The following is a 20,731-nucleotide window of genomic DNA, read 5'->3' as shown; positions in this document are numbered from 1 at the left end:
ACAGGTTTTATCGATATAAAACCGTTCTATATCATGGCCTTACTCCGTTAATACGTTAAACACCTAAGGTTGTTTTAAAATCATAAAGTAAGCATCAACATAATCAGGTAAACCTCGAGTAGCTTTGTACAGAGCACTCTGTCCCGGAAAACTTCCTGCCAAATAATCGATTTGATAGAAATTGTTATTAAAAGCACCCCCAGTATCAGCCATGATGCCCATTTTAGTCATTTTACGCCCTGATTTGTCTTGATACTGAACCATCAGTAATTTTCCCAAGCCAAATTCAGTCAAATCAGCCGCAAAGGTCACATTGGGGTTAACAGTAATTTTGTATTCAGCGTCCTTTCCATAACCTTTAATTCCATCAACTTCCTTGAAATACCAGAAGCGCTCCTGCTGATAGGGCGTTTTAGTTCGATTATAGGCAATATTGTTACTACGATGGACATTAAATGTTTTTTTGCCAACAGTCGGTCCGAAATCTGCAACAACGGTACCTTGCAGTAAAGCTGCCTCTAAATCATCCCGACTGAAGTAGGCCAATTCACTAACCGGTTGATTTTTAAGAGCACCGGATAATATCGCTTGCTTTCCATATTTGAAACGGATCAATTCTGGTTTGGCATTTGCTTCATCCAGAGTCAAATTCTGCTCATCTTGGGGTAAGGCATACAAAGGATAGGGTTTCTTGGAGGTCGGTTTGGTACTGGCGCCTGCCAAATGCACAAAATATTTAGTCATCAATATCTTATCTTTGGGTATATTTTGTAATAATGGTTTATTGGCAGATAATTGTTTTGCTTGCTTTAAGTCAGGATACCATCGAATGAAATCGAAGTGTTGTTTTACAAAATCCGGGTTATTTAATTTTTTTTGGTTCTGACAAATAAATTCTAGGGTTCTTTTTACTCTTTCTAAGGAAATCTTAATGATTTTTCCATCGTGAATCACTTGAGGGTCATAATTTTTACCCTTGTTTAAGTAAGCTAAAGTATGCTTTGCTGTACTGCATAATTCAGCTCCCTTAATGTCGTATATTCCATAAAAAGCAGGTTGGGATGGTAAAAATTTTGGCGCAGCCCACAGTGGAGAAATAAACAATGCTGCTGAAAAAAATGTCACTATTCGCATTTATTCTGCCGTTTCCTTCTTCTCTTCTGCTTTTCGAGACAATCCTAATTTTTCTTTTAAACGAGCTACGGCATCCGGATCATATTGCTTTGGCGCTTTATGTTTGACTACTACGGATGATGGCTTGGCGGATTGCATGGCCGTATTTTGTGATGTATACGCAGAACTTCTGAGGGGATATACTGGCAAAACAGGCTCAGGATGAGAGTCAATTGAATTGATTGGCTTAATGCTGGAAATTGTACTCTGTTGATTATTGACATGCGAATGAGTAACTACTTTTCCACTTACTTGTTTGCGAGCATTTTTAACACTCTTTTCCACACGTTTTTTAATTTTCATGGAAGCATGCTCAGCTTCTTCTTCCGTAACCTCCGCTACTGGATTTCCTTGCAAATCGATACGGACTTCACGAGCCTTTAAGCAAGCCAGATAATCGAGACGACGGGTAAAAAGAACAACCGCTTCTCTTAATTTACTTTTAGAAATTCCAACTTGCTCTGCTTTTTCTGCATGCTGCAATATGTCAGACATAATACCAATCTTTAATGGCCGGATACGCAAAGAATTATCAAATGCCTCAGGAAAATTAGCCGCAAGCCATAATAATGCGTCAGATCGTGCACGTTTGGATTGATTTTTTTGTGCTTTATTGATAACAGCGGTTCGTGGGTGCAGCGCCTGCTTTCTCATTCTGGTACCCTTATTGTGTTTAGTCTATTGGCATGAAAATTATCAAAATCATTTGATTTGCAAAAGTCTGTCGACCTTGAATGTATGATAGTCATATCGTGAAGTCAGATGGTGTAAATTATGCTATTAATTACTCGAGGAATGAGCGCACAATGTACAATGTTTATTGGTTGTTTGCAAGCCTTCTTTATTATTTCCATTAAGCTGAATGCCTTTTGATTTGTATCCAATTAGCAAAATACATTATGATATGTCTATAATTAATTTAAGTCAGACAGAATAGAGCATAGGATACTTGCCAGATTACTAAATGAAGGAAACCTTATCGCTCAATCATGTATAAATGGTGATTACAAAATGAGGATAATACTTTCAATTCTTGCTATATTCATCCCTTGGTTGGTTTTATTGATTAAAGACAATCCAGGCGGAGCTGTTGTTGCCTTGATTATGCAGGCAACACTGATTGGATGGCCTTTTGCTTCAATCTGGGCGTGGCGGGCAGTCAATCCACTTACTCCGGCGTCTCACACCAAACAATAATTATTATCCCAATCCTGTTTTTATCCAACATATAACTAAATCAGGACTTAAGAAAAATGCCAAGGTCGAGGCAAAAAAATGTTTTTAATGAGGGAGTTTAGATAAACTAAATGACCGAATTAAAAACTTTTTTTAACAAAGAGATTGGAATTTTCTGTAAGTCATGTAAATAATTCGGAGTTATAAATGCGAACACGTGTTATTGTAAATGGTGCCCACGGAAAAATGGGAGTACTCGCCTGTGAAACATTGGAAAACCATGAGCAGTTTGAAATAGTTGCCAAACTAAGCAGACAGGACAACCTTGGTCAAAGTATACTGGACACCCAAGCACAAATAGTTGTTGATTTAACAAGAGCAGACTGTGTCTATGAAAATTCTTTAACCATTATTAATCATGGCGCCCGACCTGTTATTGGAACATCGGGATTGCTTGAAACGCAAATCGATGAACTCACCAAGCTTTGTGCAATAAAACAAATGGGTGGAATTATTGCGCCTAACTTTTCTCTTGGTGCTGTTTTAATGATGATGCTCGCCACGAAAGTGTCTGAATACTTTTCGGAGGTAGAAATTATTGAAGGTCATCATCAACAAAAATTGGATGCGCCATCAGGGACCGCTTTAAAAACTGCAGAAATGATAGCTGCGGCACGCAAAAATCCAAAAAACAAGCTTGCGTTAAAAGAATTAACCCCAGGAGCCCGTGGCGGCTCTCATCATGATATTAATATCCATTCCCTCAGACTACCTGGATTGCTTGCCCGGCAAGAAGTCCTTTTTGGCAATATTGGCGAGACATTAACTATTACACATAACAGTATCGATCGCCGCTGTTTTATGCCGGGAATAGTATTGGCTTGCCAAAAAGTATTAAGTTTAAATAATCTGGTTTATGGTTTGGAACATTTGCTATAAATTGCAAGGATTAATTTGACCCGTATTACTGCAGAGTATACGGGTCTCGCTCTTCAGCAAATGGCATGGAACGGTTTTCAATTCTACTTCTTAAACATTACATATAAACCATTCCGCTGTTTTCTCTTTTGGAACTCTCAAACAAAGAAGACCATTCTAAAATCGCTTCATCTGCCAATGTTTGTAATGTAGCTTCTGATGTCAGAGGTTGTAATAATTTCCGAATACGATCATATACTGAATTGGTTGCTGTAGTCCTCGATGAATCACTTTCTGGCCGATTTAAAACGGCTGCAAATATTTTTCCAATACGCAGAATATTATCATTGCCGGAGTTTTCATCGTGCATTACCTCACGAATATTGAGTATTCCAGTCGGTGTTGAGCTCACATCTTTATCAGAGAACCACCGTAATTTCCAGGAATCTTTGCTTGATTTTTGAAATCTGCGCTCTTCATTGATTAAAGCGCTTAGCACATCATAAAGTCTGGTGCACATTTTTTCGCCCAGCTGTTTGGCAATTAACAAGCAATGCAATTCGTTTTCTGGCAGAAAAAAGGAACGCAAATCCTTGCTAATATTTTTCACTTCATTATCAGTAGCTAATCGGTCATCATAGGCTAATGCTTTCTCAGTGCCCAAGCGCTTGTTAATGGCCTCAGCTATATCGTTTGGCCAGTACCAGTCAGGCGTTTTGATTCCCTCTGAACCTGGCGCATTTTGCCCTGCAAGCTCATGTTGATGCCTTGAGATATAAAGATCTACAACAATATTGATAAAATTGACTCGTTCTTCTTTTTCTTTGGGAATTCCAAATTTAGGCCAATTTCCATATTTTGCCTTATATAAAATCATGGCATCAGTATGCAACAACTCGACTGCTTTTCTATCTTTACCACTGACACAGGAACCATAGCTATACCCATTCATGGTTAGAATGATTAGTTCTTCCAAAGAGCTAAGGAATAATTCCCTGCCATCGTAATCCCAGAACGTTGCAGATCCTAAAGGAGACTCTAAAACGGCTCTATAATCATCGATTAACGCCTGTAATCCGGGCTTCGTAGACACGCATTTCTGCGCTGCCTTTAATAAAAACTCGCTGTCTTTATCCGTTGCCTGAGTATAATAATAACGCTTGGCAATATTAAAAGGATGATTATGTTGGAATATTTCATGCCTGCGCTTGCTCCGAGTGACCGCATCTCGGGCAATTTTATACAACTCCAGATCCGGAGGTAATTCCGGTAAAAAGTCTGTAACCACAGTTGGAATATAATCTACTGCATGGATAGGGCTAATTAATGTTTGTAATAACAAAGGCTGTTGTGGTTTGGCAAACTCCATCACCTTAACCAGGTTGGAGTCAACATGACGCTGCTGGACATCTTCAGGAAACTTTAACGAGTCACGACTGGCAACATGACTTGAGCGATATCTCCTATCATAAAATAAAGTGTCCTTACCCTCAGAATCGATTAAATACAAACTGTGTGCGCCATAATTGGCCGGAGCCGGTAAGGTTCGATGCCGGCTTGATAAATAGGATACGACATCTTCTACCCTCTCGGTATTTTTGAGAGCGTATTCCAAAAAGTATTGTTGTTTCTCGGACAAAACCCAATACCATTGTGGAAGCTTAGGCACTAAGCTCAGGGTCAAAGCATATTGCTCATTTTTGGCCTGCTCGACCATAAATTTTTTAAACTCTTTTAAACTGGATTTAATCTCATGTGGATTAGCAGACAAAACTCGAATCATGGCTTGCTGCGCAGGGCTTAATTCATTGAACCAGGAAGGATACGGCGGTGAGTTGGTATAGATTTGATTTAATTCCGTGGTCAAATTAAGTGACCTTTTTGCAATATCCTCCCAATTACCAAAGAATGTATTAAAATGCTGCAGAACTTTTTTAGGATCAACAGAGCTTAAATTCAGATTACAATAATATGCTTGTTGATAAGGCGGCAGATTTTTAAACCAGGCGGGTGTTTTAGGGAAATTATATTTTTTTAATTCTTTTAATTCATTTGACCATTGCTCATAAACAGGTGAAAGAGACTCGTCATATTGCAATACATATTTTGTCTCACTACCCATGTCTATAGGCATTATCGTAGCGACATCACTACGACCTCGACTCATTAGCACATATTGCTCTGCTTCATTAAGGCAGGCTATCGCTTCTTTGACTGCCTTGCCTTTAGGCCATTTCCATGCGATTGCAATGGCTTCAACCAGTTTGGCAGTAAATCGTTCAAGCTCAAAATGTAACTCTTCTAATGTCAGTTTTTCCAGGTCACATGAAGCCTTGCATTCTGCGGCATAAGTACTTAAGGTTTCAACCGTCAGAGCAGTATATTTTGGATCGAGAGGGTAAGCTTTTAAAATAAATGAAAAGGCATCATGAAGGCTATCTATCCGGCGAACGATACTTTTACGATAATCAGGTTGCTCTTTAAAATACTCTAATTTGTAACCAGGTAGAAGTCGCTCTAATGTCTCAAATACCTGAGGAGATAATATTGTATTTTCCAAAACACGTAAAATTATACCTTTTCCCATAGCTTAATTCCCTTACTGCCTTAATTTCCTCATTATTGTATAAATAATTCAAAGTGACAATGTTTTGAATTAACAATTGAATTATATATTTAGCCTAAGATATCAGGAAGTTAATTGTCTTAATAGCATTACTTCATGCTAAACTAGTTTTTTTGGAGGAATAGTAAAAGGATAGCTATGAAAAGTATAGAGGATTTTACAGGTTTTTCAGAGTCCGGGATTGATGATGCCATTCAAAACGCTTTAAAAAAAGCAGGCAATCCAACTCATTTTGAGGTCGTTGAAACACTAGGTTCACAGGGTAGCCAATCAGATAGACAATATCAGGTAACACTTAAAACACAAAGTGACTAATCATTAAGCAATGGCTCATTCGCTAGAAATAAATGGCAAAAAATTAATTTCAGTTCTGTTTTTCTAACTATTATCTAGCGACTGCCTTTCAATACAAGGAGTTTAAAAATGGGATACAATGTACCTCACTATATTGGTGGGCAACTTATTAATGAAACTGATACCGAAGCTCAATCCATTTATAATCCTGCTCTGGGTGAAGTTATTGGCCAAGTTCATTTTGCGTCAAAGGCAACCTGTGACAAAGCTGTGGCTGTTGCCAAAGCAGCAGGAAATGAATGGTCACAAACCCCCGCTATAAAAAGAGCACGGGTTTTATTCCGATTTAGAGAGCTGTTGGAAAAATACCAAACGGATCTGGCACGAATAGTCACTCGTGAGCATGGAAAAACTCTGGATGATGCGAAAGGTTCCGTGGCCAGAGGCATTGAAGTGGTGGAATTACACTGCGGGCTTGTCAACGAGCTGAAGGGGGATTTTTCTGCCGAAGTGGCGAGCCATATTGATTGTCATACTTTTCGGCAACCTCTGGGAGTCTGTGCCGGGGTATCTCCATTTAATTTTCCTGTCATGGTACCCATTTGGATGATGATTCCTGCCATTGCTTGTGGAAATACCTTTATCCTTAAACCCTCCGAGCAAGATCCTTCTGCGCCAATCCGCTTGCTGGAACTGTTAAGTGATGCCGGTTTGCCACCTGGTGTCGCCAATTGTATCCAGGGTAATAAAACGACCGTTGAGCATTTACTGGCTCATCCGGATATAGCCGCTTTTACTGCAGTCGCTTCCACTCCTGTTGCCGAATACATTTATACCACTGCGGCAGCCTATGGAAAACGGGCACATACTTTTGGCGGCGCTAAAAATCATTGTGTGGTTATGCCTGACGCCGATTTGGATCAAGCCGCTAATGCTATCGTCGGAGCAGCCTATGGTTCAGCTGGAGAGCGTTGCATGGCTTTATCGGTCGTTGTAACGGTGGGGCAACATACAGCAGATGCCTTAATCAATAAAATTGCTCCCCTCATTCGAGCCATTCGTGTAGACGCGGGGGATGTTGAGGGTGCTGATATGGGGCCTCTTATCAGCCAGGCTCACCGGCAAAGGGTGTTGGCTGCTATTGAAAAAGGGGTTAATGAAGGTGCCCGCTTAATCATCGATGGCAGAACCTTTCAACATCCTCAATACCCCCAGGGTTTTTACCTGGGACCTTGTTTGTTTGACGAGGTGACCGAAGAAATGTCTGTCTATCAAAATGAAATTTTTGGACCCGTACTGGTTATCGTGCGAGTCAACCATTTTGAAGAAGCTCTTGCTTTGGTCAATAAACACCAATATGGAAATGGCACTGCTATTTTCACTCGAGATGGCTTTACAGCTCGTGAGTATAGTCAACAAGTTCAAGCAGGCCTGGTCGGGGTTAATATTCCAATACCTGTTCCCATTGCCAATCATCCTTTCGGAGGCTGGAAGCGATCTGTGTTTGGAGACACGAACATGCATGGAGAGGAAAGTATTCATTTCTATACTCGACGCAAAACGGTTACCAGCAAATGGCCAATAACTGAATTAAAGGATAGCAGCTTTGCCATGCCCACTCATGATTAATTAGGCTTATTACGGAGAAATATATGGCTAATATTGGATTTGTAGGCTTGGGTCATATGGGTTTCCCAATGGCCATTAATCTTTTGAAAGCTGGTCATAGTGTCATGGGCTATGATTTGCAACAATCAGCACTTGAGCATTTTGCTGAACAAGGAGGAGCAATTGCCCATAACTTGCAAGAACTGGCGAAAGGCAAAGACATCATTGTTACTATGTTACAAACGGGGCAGCAAGTTTTACACGTATGCCTTGGTGTAGATGGTATATTCAGTCAATTAAATGCTGGCTCACTGTACATCGATTGCTCCACAATTGATGTAAAAAGCTCTCGAGAAACTCATCAAATTGCGAAAGAAAATCATCTTCTGGTTGTCGATGCTCCCGTCTCTGGAGGCGTAGCGGGGGCTGTCGCAGCCACATTGACATTCATGGTCGGTGGTGAAATGGAGGCTTATCATGCGGCGCATCCCATTCTCACTGCTATGGGAAAAAAAATCATCCACACAGGCGGTGCAGGCAGCGGGCAAGCAGCCAAAATCTGCAATAACATGATACTGGGCACCACAATGATCGCCATATCAGAAGCGTTCATTCTGGCGAAAGAGTTAGGATTATCCAATGAAAAATTATTTGAAGTGGTAAACAACTCATCAGGCCAATGTTGGGCTATGAGCAAATACGTCCCTGTGCCAGGAATCTTGGAAAATGTTCCTGCAAATAATGATTATAAGCCAGGATTTGCAGCAAAAATGATGTTGAAGGATTTGCTATTGAGTCAAAATACCGCGAAGTCAGTTCACATTGAAACACCCCTTGGAGCCAAGACTACTGAAATTTATCAACAATTTATCGATAAAGGCCTTGGTGATGTCGATTTTTCAGCCATTATCAAACAGATTGCCAAAACACAAGAGGTGTAGCATGCATCCCGTCCATCTAACTCACCCTCATTTAACCCTTACAGAAGAATCTTTATCTGAGTTTTGGTCTGAAATTGCCGCACAAACCATTGACTGGATGCAACCTTGGAGTATTACCCTGGAGGGCGGATTAGATAAGGGCGACGTCAAATGGTTTCAAGGTGGCTTGCTCAATGTGAGCGCTAATTGTCTGGACAGGCATTTACCCCACAAAGCCCATCAAACGGCCATCATTTGGGAAGGTGACGATGAAAATCAAAATAAAACTCTGACTTTTGCCCAGCTGCATTCTGAGGTATGCAAAATGAGCAATGTGTTAAAAAGCTTGAATGTTGGCAAGGGTGATACGGTGGGCATTTACATGCCCATGATACCTGAAGCGGCCATTGCCATGCTGGCTTGTGCGCGCATTGGGGCTATTCATACCGTGGTTTTTGCCGGGTTTTCAGCCCATGCACTGCAACAGCGGTTAATAGCCTCATCCTGCAAATGTTTAATCACTGCGGATGCGTTTCAACGTGGAGGGAAAACTATTCCTTTAAAGAAACAGGCCGATGAAGCCAGCCGGGATCTAAATATCACCAAGCTGATTGTTAAAAACTCTAATGCCTCAATAACAGCAGATAGAAATAAAGAGCACTGGTGGCATGAGCTGAAACAAACCGTATCGGATCAATGCGCGCCGGAACCAATGGACGCAGAAGATCCGCTGTTTATTCTCTATACCTCTGGAAGCACAGGACAGCCGAAAGGAGTAGTGCATACCACAGGCGGCTATTTAGTGCAGGCCGCTTATACGCATCAACTGATATTTGATTGTCAGGACCATGAAGTATTTTGGTGCACTGCTGATGTCGGTTGGATTACAGGCCATAGTTATGTCGTATATGGCCCCCTATGCAATGGCATTACTACGTTGATGTTTGAAGGAATACCCACTTGGCCTGACGCAGCAAGAAATTGGCGCATCATTGATAAGCATCAAGTGAACGTGTTCTACACAGCCCCGACGGCCATCCGCTCCCTAATGAGAGCGGGCGACCAATGGCTAAACTCAAGCTCAAGAAGTTCTCTGCGTTTACTGGGTTCAGTGGGTGAGCCAATTAACCCGGAAGCATGGAATTGGTATCACCAAAAAGTTGGGCAAGGGAAATGCCCGATAGTAGATACATGGTGGCAAACTGAAACTGGAGCTATTATGATGAGTCCCAGCATCAGCGATGAAGTTCTCAAACCAGGCTCTGCTCGTAAACCCGTTCCGGGGATCATACCAGTCCTCTTAAATGAGCAAGGGCAGGAAATTAATGGCGCTGGAGAAGGATTTTTGGCTATCAAATATCCATGGCCTTCTATGGCAAGAACCATTGCAGGAGATCACCAAAGATACTGCAACACTTATTTATCCAATGGCTATTACATCACTGGTGATGGCGCCCGACGAGATGAAGACGGAGACTATTGGATTACAGGTCGAATTGATGACGTACTTAATGTTTCCGGGCATCGATTGGGTACTGCTGAAATTGAATCAGCCTTAGTCAGCCATCCTAAGGTGGCAGAAGCTGGTGTCGTAGGTATTCCTCACGATTTAAAAGGGCAAGGCATATTTGCCTATGTCATTCTGAAGCAGGGAAATAAGCCGGATGCTAAGCTCCAAACTGAATTGATGGAGCGCGTCAAGGATGAAATCAGCGCTATTGCCAAACCAGATGTCATTCAGTTTGTAAATGATTTGCCGAAAACCCGTTCAGGTAAAATTATGCGCCGAATACTAAGAAAAATTGCTTGCAAAGAAGTTTCGCACATTGATGAGCTGGGAGATTTAACAACCCTTGCTAACCCTCAGGTCGTTGCGGAACTAATGATGAATTTTTCGAAGCAGTAAAAAGAATGCTCGAGCTTCACAAAGTTTATGAGATAACAAAGGAATAAACTCTGTGAAGCTCGGCCAACATTTCAAGCAATATCAAATCAATTTTATCAGGCTCTGACAGTAAGTGGTTGTATTGCCTCTGAAAAATCTTTGACAATTTTTTCAGAATCGGTGGGTACAGGAAATAATCGCCATCTTCCCGCATATAAATTGGCCCCACCCAAAGTGCATAAAGTGACTAAAGCACTCGCCAAATCAGCAAGGACTTGTTTCCAGCCACGATGTACTTCTAAAACAGGTAAGGCCGAATTAATGGCACGTACACAAGCTTGATGAAAATTTCTGCACTTATCGTTTTTAGGCAATTGAGAGTTTTTGAAATGTTCTTCGGCTATTAATAAATTATCATAAAATGTTCTCGCTATGGGGGCTGCACGTTGATAATTTTTATCTTCCCCGGCTTTGGCTTCCAATGTTTTAACCATCTTTTCAATGATTTTTAAGTGGTCGGAAAATTTAATTGTGGCAAGAACATTCAAAGTTTCATTTGCCATGGCGATTTGGTCAGTAATACGCTTACTCATCGCATCAGCTTGCCTGTTGATTTCACGAATTTTATCTGCCAGTGCCATTCTGATATCACTATGGTACTCTTCAGATAAATGTTGAAGCTGCTCTTGAGCTTTAAGCAAGTCTGGTTTGTTATCAACCAAATTTCGAACTGATTGAATTAAATCCTGTTTTCTGGCAATCACTTCTTCAACTGATTGGCAGCCATTAAAACTTACCGCAAATTCCCTGATTTGTTTTTCATAGCTTTTTACTATTTCTTCAGCATTTATTTTAACGATCAGTTGATCGGCAATCTCATTGACTTTTTGCTTTTTAGCTTGCAGTGCTTTTGCTATCGGTGGGTGCAAATCCGTACAATCCAGAACCTTTTCTGCACTTAATAAGGCTTGATTGGGTTTAACCAGGCTCTCAAGTTGTTGCAATAAATGATTACGCTGCCGTTCTACTGCGGAAGAAGAACTGATATCATTAAAACCAATTGCAAAATTATTAATTCTTTTCTCAACAGAATCGATAACCTTTTGCGCCTCATCAATAAGCTGTTTTTGCAATATTTCAGCCTGCAAATTAATCTTATCAACCTGCTCATAATAGACAAATTTTATTTTGGGATTAGCTATTAATTGTTCACCCAAAAGATCTTCCGCTTTAACCAGTTTGTGAAGTTGTTTGTTCAACAGAATACGTTGGGATTCAATAGCTACTATGGCGTTGGCGTCATTAAAGTCTATTGGGAACTCTTTTATTTGCCTGACATGTTCATCTATATCCGTTTCATATTTCTTAAGAAAATCTATACGCCGATTAGCTGCAACGTCTATCATTCGTAACTTACGCTGTAAAGTTTTCTGGATTTCAGGATGTTCATCGGGTAAATCAAGTACCTGTAATGCATTTTGTAATTCGCCAGAATTAATTATTTGCTTAAGTTGGCCTTTGAACTCTTCTGCATTAAGATTGATGTGTTCAACGGTTTTATAAATCTCAAAATTAAATGGAAAAGAATTGATTCGTTGAACGATCTCTGCAATCACTCTTTTAGCATCTTCAACTCGTTGTTGTCTTAATAAATTATCAATGACAGGAATTTTTATCACTGGCTGTGGATTAGATAGAGATTCAAACCAAGATTTGAATTCACTGGATTCCCTTAAAGCGATTTTCTTTGCATACTCTTCTAATGAAATGCTAAATAGAACATTAATTTTGTGAGATGCGAAAACAAATAAGGCTTTTGCCGCTTGAGGATTGATTTGGCTTAATCTGAACAAACTTTCAAATAGTTCATCCGGATCGTTAAACGTTGCACTGGCAAAAACGATATCAAAAAACTCCTCATCCATTGTTGATGCGTCTTTGCCTTTTATGTACTCAATCAATAAATCTGGTAAAGTCTTTAGTGTGAGATAATAGGCGATTGCTTTTGCAAAACGAGCTTTTGGCGTAAATATAGTCTCTATTGATTTTTTAGAGAAAACATTGGCTATAAATAAAGCTCTTAATCCTGATGCTCTTGTTAAACTAGAAGAGGCTCCACCAAAGTAAAAATTGATTATCCCGGATTCAATTTCTTGTTTCGCTTTTTCAGCTGTATAGCCTAATTGATTGATTTTTTGTTTTATCGCGGACTTCACTATTAAATTGAGAAAAGCCTCGCTATTAAAGTTTATGCCTGCTTTGGGACTTAATTTGTTTTCTTCGACTGGGTTTGACAAGGCTAATTCTGTCAAAACCTCACCTAGTAATTCCTGAGATGTTTCTTCGTTAAGAACCAGTTCAAGCAAGTCCAGTGTAGGGATACGGGTTATGAGTAATTTTAGAAATTCCTTTTTAGAACCATCCGCATTGACTATGCAAGTGGTTAATATTTTCTTTTCATCCACTGACAGTTTAAGGAAAAGTTTTTCCAGATAAGGGATTTGCTTATGCAAACTAATGCAAGAAGAAATCATTTTGTTGTTAGTTAGAAGATTCATTTCTTCCAAAGACATCAGCCTTTTCTGCAACCCAGAATGGGCGAAAACATACCTTCCTTCATCGTTGGAAAGTGTCAATAATTTTTTTATCAAACTGGCTCTATGGATATTGGTATTAAAAAGGCAAAATCGGCAGTTTCGTTTGTTGAGATCATCTAACTTATAAGTTTCTGTTTTAGAATTATCATGCGGATTGATTAATACAAAATCATAGTTGCCAGAACCTTTAGGAATGATTTTGTCTATTCTTAAAGCATGACGGCCATGAAACTTCCCAAAGACATCGACTTTTCCATAAGACATACTAATATAAACAGGCTCATCAGGATTCATTAATTTCAATTTGATGATATCGTCAAGCTTTGAGTAGGGAATGTCTTCCGCTTGAATGCCAAAGAATTTGCCCACAAAAGCCGTGGAAGTAAAACCGGCAATTCTGTCTGGGATATCATGAGCAACAACGCTTGCCAAAGGATCAGTATTACTCCAATCTCCCGCATAATAATAAGAAACCAATCGCTCCAAAATTTTTATTGCCAGTGAATTACTTTTTACCCCACCGTATTGATTATCAATTTCCTTTAGTCTTTCCGGGCTAATCTCAAACACATCTTCATTGCTGAGTTCATCCACATAATGGGTGTATTTCCCAGTCATTTTATTCTTTTGTAAATTATCTTTTAATGCCTCATGACGTTTGATTCTTACAATAACCTTGCCATCTTCCGTTTGGGTAAACAGTGATTTAATTAATTGCTCCCCTTCATCTCCAAGATTTAAAATACAATCCAGGGATGACAAAAGATAGCAACTACCTCCAATACCTTGTCGGATGGTAATAGGGCCTTTGGTTGGGAATAAAGGGGTCATTGTGGTCCTCTTAAAAGCATAACGGACAGAAAGAGGGCATTATAACAGCAAAATATTAGATAATCATTAAAAGAATGGTCTGTAATCAGTCGAAAAACTAATATCCTATAAGCTAATTCCACTCATACCAACGATCAAGCAAAGAAATCAACTCCTCAACGCCATCTTTTTTCACAGAAGAAAACGCTTGCACGGAAACCAAATGCTCTGCCAGCTCATAATACTGACGAACTTTAAGTACGGCATTTTTGACTTCACTACGACTTAACTTGTCGGATTTTGTCAGTAAAATATGCACTGGGAGTTCTCTGTGCAAAGCCCAATTCACTAATATTTGATCCAAATCTTTCAATGGATGGCGTACATCCATCAACAAAATCAATCCTCTCAAGCATTGTCTCGTTTCGAGATAGTGGGCTAAATTCTTTTGCCATTCCAATTTTACTTCCATTGCGACCTTGGCATAACCATAACCCGGCAAATCAACAAGGCGTCTTTGCTCATCAAGAGAAAACAGGTTGATGAGTTGGGTGCGGCCTGGTGTTTTACTGGTTCTTGCCAAATTTTTATTATTAGTCAGACAATTTAAGGCACTGGATTTTCCAGCGTTGGAGCGGCCAGCAAACGCCACCTCATAGCCGGAATCTTCAGGCAATTGATTGACACGGGCTGCACTTTTTAAAAATACTGCTTTAGAATATAAATTGATTGGCATAAGATATCATTTTAGTTTTGGGATTTTGACCCAGGCAGTGTACCATTAATTGACTAAATTATTATGAGAAATCCATGAAAAAATTAGCACTCGTATTAATCCTGTGCTCTTCATCAGTCATTTTTGCCCAGGAAAACCTGCAAGAGGCTGGACAAAGTAAATCAACAGTCTGTACCGCCTGTCATGGCCCGCAAGGTATTAGTACAAATCCTGAATGGCCTAATCTTGCTGGCCAGCATGAAAAATATTTTGTTAAACAATTGAAAGACATAAAAGAAGGTAAAACACGCTCTGCCCCCACTATGACTGCAATAGTCGCTAACTTGAGTGAGCAGGATATGGATGACTTGGCAGCCTATTATGCTAAAATGCCCCTTGCTGAAGGTTCAACCCCTAAAAAATATTTAAAAAGAGGTGAACAACTTTACAGAGGTGGTGATTTAAATAAACACATTGCGGCCTGTATAGCCTGTCATGGTCCTAAAGGCAGTGGAAATGCTCAAGCAGGCTTTCCTCTGCTTTCGGGTCAGCATGCAGCATATACTGTAATGCAACTGCAAGCATTTAAAGATGGCAAGCGAACGAATGACTTAAATCAAATTATGCAAGACATCAGTAGTAAAATGAGCCCAGAAGATATGGAAGCCGTTGCTTATTATATTCAAGGGTTATATTGAGGAATTGACTATGTTTAAAAAATTAATTGCCCTATTATTTCTTATGCCAATAACTGCTTTGGCAACTCAATTTATTGAAGGCAAAGATTATCAAACCGTTGCAAGCGCGCAATCGTCTACCAATAAAGACAAAACACCCCAGATTACCGAATTTTTTAGTTATGGCTGTCCATGGTGTTATAAAATTGACGCCCCACTAAATGATTGGGCAACCAGAATGGGAAAAAGCGCTCATCTCGAGCGCATTCCAGTTGTTTTTAAACCAAACTGGGATTTGTATGCCAAAGCCTATTACACAGCAAAAACCCTGGCAATGTCTGATAAAATGAATCCCATATTATTCAAAGCAATTCAAGAAGATAAAAATCCCTTGGCGACGAAACAATCGATGATTGATTTTTTTGTTGCTCATGGAGTAGACAGGGAAATTGCCAAGAGCGCTTTCGAAAACTCACCAACAATCGATATGCGCGTTAACAGCGGTATGTCGTTGATGGCACATTATCAAATTAACGCCGTACCAGCCTTTGTCGTCAATAACAAGTACAAAACTGATTTACAAATGGCAGGGAGCGAAGCGCGTTTGTTTGAAATTTTGAATTACCTGGTAAGAAAATCAGCTTAATTAACATATGCTATAAAAGATATTCCACGTCGTGATAATTTATCGTAGACCAGGTCATTTTGACCTGGCCTTCTTGCTAAGCTCCCTTGCCCGGGTTTTCCAGGCTCAAAATACCAGTATTGAAATCATAAGCAAAAATCTCGGCATATCGTCCCCAGTCAATCATTGTTTTCAAAACACGATCGGCTTCTTTCTCGCTTAAATAATCTTCCAGCTTACTCAAAAAGCGCTCTTCCGAGACGCGATGACCCGCTTTCTCATCCAGTACACGTCTTATATAACGAGCCAGAGGAACTTTTTCTAATAATCTTTGCGCGAACAATTGCTTACGCTCTTGCAAATCAGCTTCTGAAAATTGTTTTCCTAATTCGCTTAACTGAATATCTCCCGCAGACACCTTGGCAAAACCAAGTATCTCCAGAGTTTCAAGAATTGGGAACAGATCATCAATATTCATCATCAGCTCGTCCGCCAGCTCAGGCAAGTCAATACGTTCTTCAAAGGACTTCATGGTTTCTATCAGACCAGATAATTCAGAGGGCTCTACATCGGGTAATCGATAGCCTAAACCTATTTGACGCTCCCTTTGTGCTCGCTTGGCTTTTTCTTTGGGTCCGGTCGTCATTAAAGTATAAATCTTGTCAACCAAAGCCAGATATTCCGGGCTTTCCGGATCACGGGGTTGTGGGAGAGTCACTGGTAATTCAGCGCGAATATAGCCGGGATCATTACCAAAAATCACTATCCGGTCCGCTAAGGTCGCTGCTTCTTCTATATTGTGTGTTACTAATAAAATACCATTGGTATTCGTTTTCTTTTCTTTCCATAATTCCAATAAATCTGATTTGAGGTTTTCCGCAGTCAGAACATCAAGTGCCGAAAAGGGTTCATCCATTAACAACACATCCGGATTAATCACCAAAGCGCGAGCAAAACCAACCCGTTGTCGCATCCCCCCAGATAACTCCTTGGGAAAAGCGGATTCGAAACCATCCAAGCCTATAATATCTATCGCTTCAATAGCTCTATGCCGTCGTTCCTCACGGCTGATTCCTTGCGCTTCCAAGCCAAGCTCCACATTTTCCAGAACCGTAAGCCATGGCATTAAAGCAAACGATTGAAATACCATAGCAATGCCTTCTACCGGCCTGGTTACAGGTTTACCGCGGTAAGTCACCGTTCCACTGGAAGGAGCAATAAGACCTGCAATAATCCTGAGTAAAGTTGATTTTCCTGAACCAGATTTACCTAACAAAGCAACTATTTCACCTTCCTGTAATTTGAAATTAACATCTTCAAGGACAAGAAGATTCTGAGAAGGTGCTTTTTTAAAAGATTTGCTTAAATTTTCTATGTTAATAATTGTTTCCGGCATAGGAGTCTCAATTAAAATTAAATCGTTCTTCGGCTAATCGATAAAGGGGGCGCCAAATAAGATGATTGAAGGCCAATACATAGACACACATCATTGCTGTTCCTAACGCAATTTGCGGGAAGTCTCCCGCTGTCGTACTGGCTTGAATATACTCGCCCAGTCCTGTGGCTCTAAGAGTAATATTGCCCCAGCTCACGTATTCAGCAACTATACTGGCATTCCATGCGCCGCCTGCTGCTGTAATAGCTCCGGTAATATAAAAAGGAAAAATACCCGGCAAAGCCAATCTTTTCCACCATATCCAACCCTTTAACCCGAAATTATCAGCAGCCAGATAAAGATCGCGGGGTATGCTTGATGCGCCTGCGATCACATTAAATAAAATATACCACTGCGTACCCAGGATCATGAGCGGAGTTACCCAGATTTCCACACTCAAATTAAATTTGACAATAGCAATTACAAATAAAGGATAAAACAGGTTCGCTGGAAATGCTGCCACAAATTGAATAATAGGTTGTATTTTTTGAGCCAAGCGTGGTCTTAACCCTATCCACACCCCAACGGGAATCCATAACATGGAGCTTAACAAAATTAATATAATGACTCGAGCTCCTGTTGCTGCACCTAATAAAAAGACATGAAATATATCACTCACCTTCAATTCAGCGAGAATAAATTTCAACAAAAACCACCCGCCAGTCACAACAGTAATCAGAACCAGGGCGCCCCACAACCTGTCCAAACGCTTCTGCCTTTTAAAATCAATTTCCTTAACGGCCTTAACCTCACCAATCCTCAGCCAACGAGCATTTACAAAACTATTGGTAAATACGGCAAGCCACTCTGTCACTCTCTTCATCAAGCGACTACTGCGTATCAAGTCAATCAACCAGGATTGATATTCTGACTCATCGGGAGACTGTTCCATTCTAAATTTTTCGGACCAAGCGATAAGCGGTCTAAAAAGTATTTGATCATATAAAAAAATAACGATAACCATTGTTAGAATAGCATACCCTACAGCATGCAAATCCCTCTGGGCTATTGCCAATGCGATATAAGAACCTACACCGGGTAATCTGATATTTTGATGCGCCACCGAAATTGCTTCTGACAAAACCACAAAAAACCAGCTTGCCGACATTGAAACCATCATATTCCATAACAACCCAGACATGGAAAAAGGAACTTCTACTTTCCAAAAACGCTGCCAGGCTGACAATCTGAACATGGCAGAGACTTCAATCAAGTCATGAGGAACTGTTTTTAAAGATTGATAAAAGCCAAATGTCATATTCCAGACTTGAGCGCTAAAAATAGCAAAAATTGAGGCGCATTCGGGCCCTAACAAGCTATTGGGAAATAGATGAATAAACCCGGTGACGGTAATAGATAAAAAACTCAGCACAGGAATGGATTGCAAAATATCAATCGCCGGAATAATAATTTGCTCAGCCCTACGGTTTTTCGCAGCTAAGGCACCTACAATAAACGTAAACAGGATCGAAAAAATCAATGCAATAAACATGCGCAAAACAGTGCGCAATGCATAAAATGGAAGGTTGGAAGGTTCCAAGGAAATGGGGATTTGATCCCCCAATTGATACGGGGTGGCCATCTGTGAACCAGCCCAACCCAGGAAAAATATCACGGAAAAAGTCAATATAAGCAATAGCAAATCCCATCGATTAATAAATCGACTAAATTTATCAGGATTAGCAAAATAAAACCGACTATTGCCCACTATGCCCTCTCTTAAAATTGACGTTACAAGTGTCCTTTAATCTAATCCTTAAATCTAAAAATATTTATCCCATTCCTGAATCATGACTTACGAAAAACCCCAAGGTCAAGGCAAAAAATGTTCTTAATGAGGGGGGTTAGATACACTAAATGCCCGTATTAAAAACATTTTTTAACGAAGAGATTGGGGTTTTTCATAGGTCCTGTGAATATAAAATACCATAAATACCACTTCATCGATACCAGACAAACCAACACATCCAGCCGTATTTACAAATAATTCTGCTTAAATTTTGAACTTTCTTGCAATTCATGTGTCTAATATAGTGAGCATTCCCCCCCGAGTGCTCTACCCCGCTTTCCCCCTCTTTATGCGGGGTAATATCTGGATTGCACCAAATCCAGATATATAATTTTCCCCGGAATATTGACCGGGGATTTTTTTGTAATGAAAAAATGACTAAACTGGCAGTATTGAGATAATCGATGAGAATTTATTATGAACAAAAAAATCACTATTGCACTGGGTTTACTCATAAGTATTAGCGCAAAGTTAACTTATGCAGAACCCGATAGAACGCAATTAGCTGTTTGGGCTAATGAAGCGATTATCGCCACTTACACTTTTGATTATAAAAATTACATGCAACAGCAAAAGGAAATAGCCAAATATTTTTCTGCTGATGGCTGGATAGCCTATAGTAAAGCGCTCAATCAATCAAAACTGCCTGAAGCGGTGCAAAAAAATGCTTATTACGTCAATGCCGTTGCTACAGAACCACCAAAACTTATCACCCTTGATCCCACACATTGGCAAGCCATCATGCCCATACTGGTCGTCTATAAAAATCCTCAATACGAGCAGAAACAAAACTTAAAAGTTATCTTAGGATTTACTGTTGCATCTCCCGGACAAGGTGTAAGAGGTTTCAGCGTAACCAGCCTGCAATCCACACCCATTAGCCCGCCATGCCAATGTAAAAATGAAGAAACACCTGGAAACGCTAAGCAAGGAAACGCCAAACAATAAAACCGATATGCAACAAAATCAATGCACTAATTAAAATTAAAATAAAAGTCAGTTTTTTAGGTATGGTGACATCTAAAGCAGATTGCTCAGGATGATTGGGATTATAATACACATCAATTTCTGAGTTATCTCTGTAAGCTATTGCCACTTTATAGGCAATACCCCGGGAATATTTACTGTTAGGCGTATTAAACGTTGTATCCAGAAACAAATACTCGCCTGTCAAATCCTTCTCATAAACTTCATAGATATATTCTATTTTAGGCCAAACACTATGCCCTACTCTTGTCCACTCACAGCGAGTGATATGTCCCTTCGCTTTTAACCAGGATTTCGCTTCAACCAAATCTCGTCTTTTTTTCCAAAAATACCAAAAAAGAATTAAAAGGAAACACAGCCATCCTAAATCAAGGATCCATCTCCAAATTATCGGCCAAACCATATTCTTTCCCATAAATTTATATTATATGCTATTTCCAAAGAGAGAATCATGCAAAAAAATCAAATTGGAAACCTCGCAAAATTAATCTCAACA

17 protein-coding genes are annotated in these 20,731 nt (G+C 40.0%); 9 read left to right on the top strand and 8 right to left on the bottom strand.

What is annotated here, in order from left to right; genetic code table 11:
* Nucleotides 1-63 precede the first annotated feature (63 nt).
* Nucleotides 64-1,134 carry a hypothetical protein gene (locus tag EL201_RS00700; RefSeq protein WP_027223241.1) on the bottom strand — a complete coding sequence of 357 codons (1,071 nt, stop codon included), beginning with the start codon at nt 1,132-1,134 and terminating at the stop codon, nt 64-66.
* Nucleotides 1,135-1,827 (bottom strand): ProQ/FINO family protein, encoded by a 693-nt coding sequence (locus EL201_RS00695; protein ID WP_027223240.1) that lies wholly within the window; start codon nt 1,825-1,827, stop codon nt 1,135-1,137.
* 357 nt (nt 1,828-2,184) lie between these two features.
* Here EL201_RS00695 and EL201_RS00690 point away from each other — a divergent pair, with 357 nt between their 5' ends.
* Both EL201_RS00690 and dapB read left to right on the top strand, forming a co-directional pair.
* A complete protein-coding gene (locus tag EL201_RS00690) occupies nt 2,185-2,370 on the top strand; it encodes a hypothetical protein (protein ID WP_027223239.1) in 186 nt (61 codons plus the stop codon).
* A gap of 186 nt (nt 2,371-2,556) precedes the next feature.
* On the top strand, nt 2,557-3,288 hold the full coding sequence (gene dapB / locus EL201_RS00685) for a 4-hydroxy-tetrahydrodipicolinate reductase (protein WP_027223238.1): 732 nt from the start codon (nt 2,557-2,559) through the stop codon (nt 3,286-3,288).
* A 97-nt stretch (nt 3,289-3,385) separates the two neighbouring features.
* Here the strand turns inward: dapB and EL201_RS00680 are convergent, their stop codons facing one another.
* A complete protein-coding gene (locus EL201_RS00680; protein ID WP_027223237.1) occupies nt 3,386-5,854 on the bottom strand; it encodes a hypothetical protein in 2,469 nt (822 codons plus the stop codon).
* A 177-nt stretch (nt 5,855-6,031) separates the two neighbouring features.
* Between EL201_RS00680 and EL201_RS00675 the strand changes: the two genes are divergently transcribed.
* From EL201_RS00675 to acs, 4 genes are all read left to right on the top strand, one after another.
* Nucleotides 6,032-6,208 (top strand): dodecin domain-containing protein, encoded by a 177-nt coding sequence (locus EL201_RS00675; protein ID WP_080273224.1) that lies wholly within the window; start codon nt 6,032-6,034, stop codon nt 6,206-6,208.
* 108 nt (nt 6,209-6,316) lie between these two features.
* Nucleotides 6,317-7,816, top strand: a complete 1,500-nt coding sequence (locus tag EL201_RS00670) for a CoA-acylating methylmalonate-semialdehyde dehydrogenase (protein WP_027223236.1) — start codon at nt 6,317-6,319, stop codon at nt 7,814-7,816.
* A 23-nt stretch (nt 7,817-7,839) separates the two neighbouring features.
* Complete coding sequence (gene mmsB, locus EL201_RS00665; RefSeq protein ID WP_027223235.1) at nt 7,840-8,736, top strand: 3-hydroxyisobutyrate dehydrogenase; 897 nt, start codon at nt 7,840-7,842, stop codon at nt 8,734-8,736.
* A gap of 1 nt (nt 8,737) precedes the next feature.
* Nucleotides 8,738-10,621 carry an acetate--CoA ligase gene (gene acs / locus EL201_RS00660; RefSeq protein ID WP_027223234.1) on the top strand — a complete coding sequence of 628 codons (1,884 nt, stop codon included), beginning with the start codon at nt 8,738-8,740 and terminating at the stop codon, nt 10,619-10,621.
* A 95-nt stretch (nt 10,622-10,716) separates the two neighbouring features.
* Here acs and EL201_RS00655 read toward each other — a convergent pair whose 3' ends face one another.
* A complete protein-coding gene (locus tag EL201_RS00655) occupies nt 10,717-14,028 on the bottom strand; it encodes a coiled-coil domain-containing protein (RefSeq protein WP_027223233.1) in 3,312 nt (1,103 codons plus the stop codon).
* A gap of 112 nt (nt 14,029-14,140) precedes the next feature.
* Nucleotides 14,141-14,743 carry a ribosome biogenesis GTP-binding protein YihA/YsxC gene (gene yihA / locus EL201_RS00650; RefSeq protein WP_027223232.1) on the bottom strand — a complete coding sequence of 201 codons (603 nt, stop codon included), beginning with the start codon at nt 14,741-14,743 and terminating at the stop codon, nt 14,141-14,143.
* Between the two features lie 74 nt (nt 14,744-14,817).
* On the opposite strand from yihA, the gene EL201_RS00645 reads away from it, so the two are divergent.
* Together EL201_RS00645 and EL201_RS00640 are read left to right on the top strand one after the other, a co-directional pair.
* The gene (locus EL201_RS00645) at nt 14,818-15,420 is read left to right on the top strand and encodes a c-type cytochrome (protein ID WP_027223231.1); all 603 of its coding nucleotides are present in this window, start codon (nt 14,818-14,820) and stop codon (nt 15,418-15,420) included.
* Nucleotides 15,421-15,430: 10 nt separating this feature from the next.
* Nucleotides 15,431-16,045 carry a thiol:disulfide interchange protein DsbA/DsbL gene (locus EL201_RS00640; RefSeq protein WP_027223230.1) on the top strand — a complete coding sequence of 205 codons (615 nt, stop codon included), beginning with the start codon at nt 15,431-15,433 and terminating at the stop codon, nt 16,043-16,045.
* Nucleotides 16,046-16,121: 76 nt separating this feature from the next.
* Here the strand turns inward: EL201_RS00640 and EL201_RS00635 are convergent, their stop codons facing one another.
* Both EL201_RS00635 and EL201_RS00630 read right to left on the bottom strand, forming a co-directional pair.
* Nucleotides 16,122-17,420 (bottom strand): ABC transporter ATP-binding protein, encoded by a 1,299-nt coding sequence (locus EL201_RS00635; protein WP_027223229.1) that lies wholly within the window; start codon nt 17,418-17,420, stop codon nt 16,122-16,124.
* A 7-nt stretch (nt 17,421-17,427) separates the two neighbouring features.
* Nucleotides 17,428-19,167, bottom strand: coding sequence for an ABC transporter permease (locus EL201_RS00630; protein ID WP_027223228.1), 1,740 nt, complete (start codon nt 19,165-19,167; stop codon nt 17,428-17,430).
* A gap of 498 nt (nt 19,168-19,665) precedes the next feature.
* On the opposite strand from EL201_RS00630, the gene EL201_RS00625 reads away from it, so the two are divergent.
* A complete protein-coding gene (locus tag EL201_RS00625; RefSeq protein WP_027223227.1) occupies nt 19,666-20,196 on the top strand; it encodes a DotI/IcmL family type IV secretion protein in 531 nt (176 codons plus the stop codon).
* On the opposite strand, the gene EL201_RS00620 is transcribed toward EL201_RS00625, so the two are convergent.
* Nucleotides 20,171-20,638 (bottom strand): DUF3592 domain-containing protein, encoded by a 468-nt coding sequence (locus EL201_RS00620; RefSeq protein WP_027223226.1) that lies wholly within the window; start codon nt 20,636-20,638, stop codon nt 20,171-20,173. The two genes, EL201_RS00625 and EL201_RS00620, sit on opposite strands and share 26 nt — an antisense overlap.
* Nucleotides 20,639-20,731: the final 93 nt, after the last annotated feature.

Source organism: Legionella pneumophila subsp. pascullei, from assembly GCF_900637585.1.
GTDB lineage: Bacteria > Pseudomonadota > Gammaproteobacteria > Legionellales > Legionellaceae > Legionella > Legionella pascullei.
This window is presented reverse-complemented; position numbering and strand designations above follow the sequence as displayed.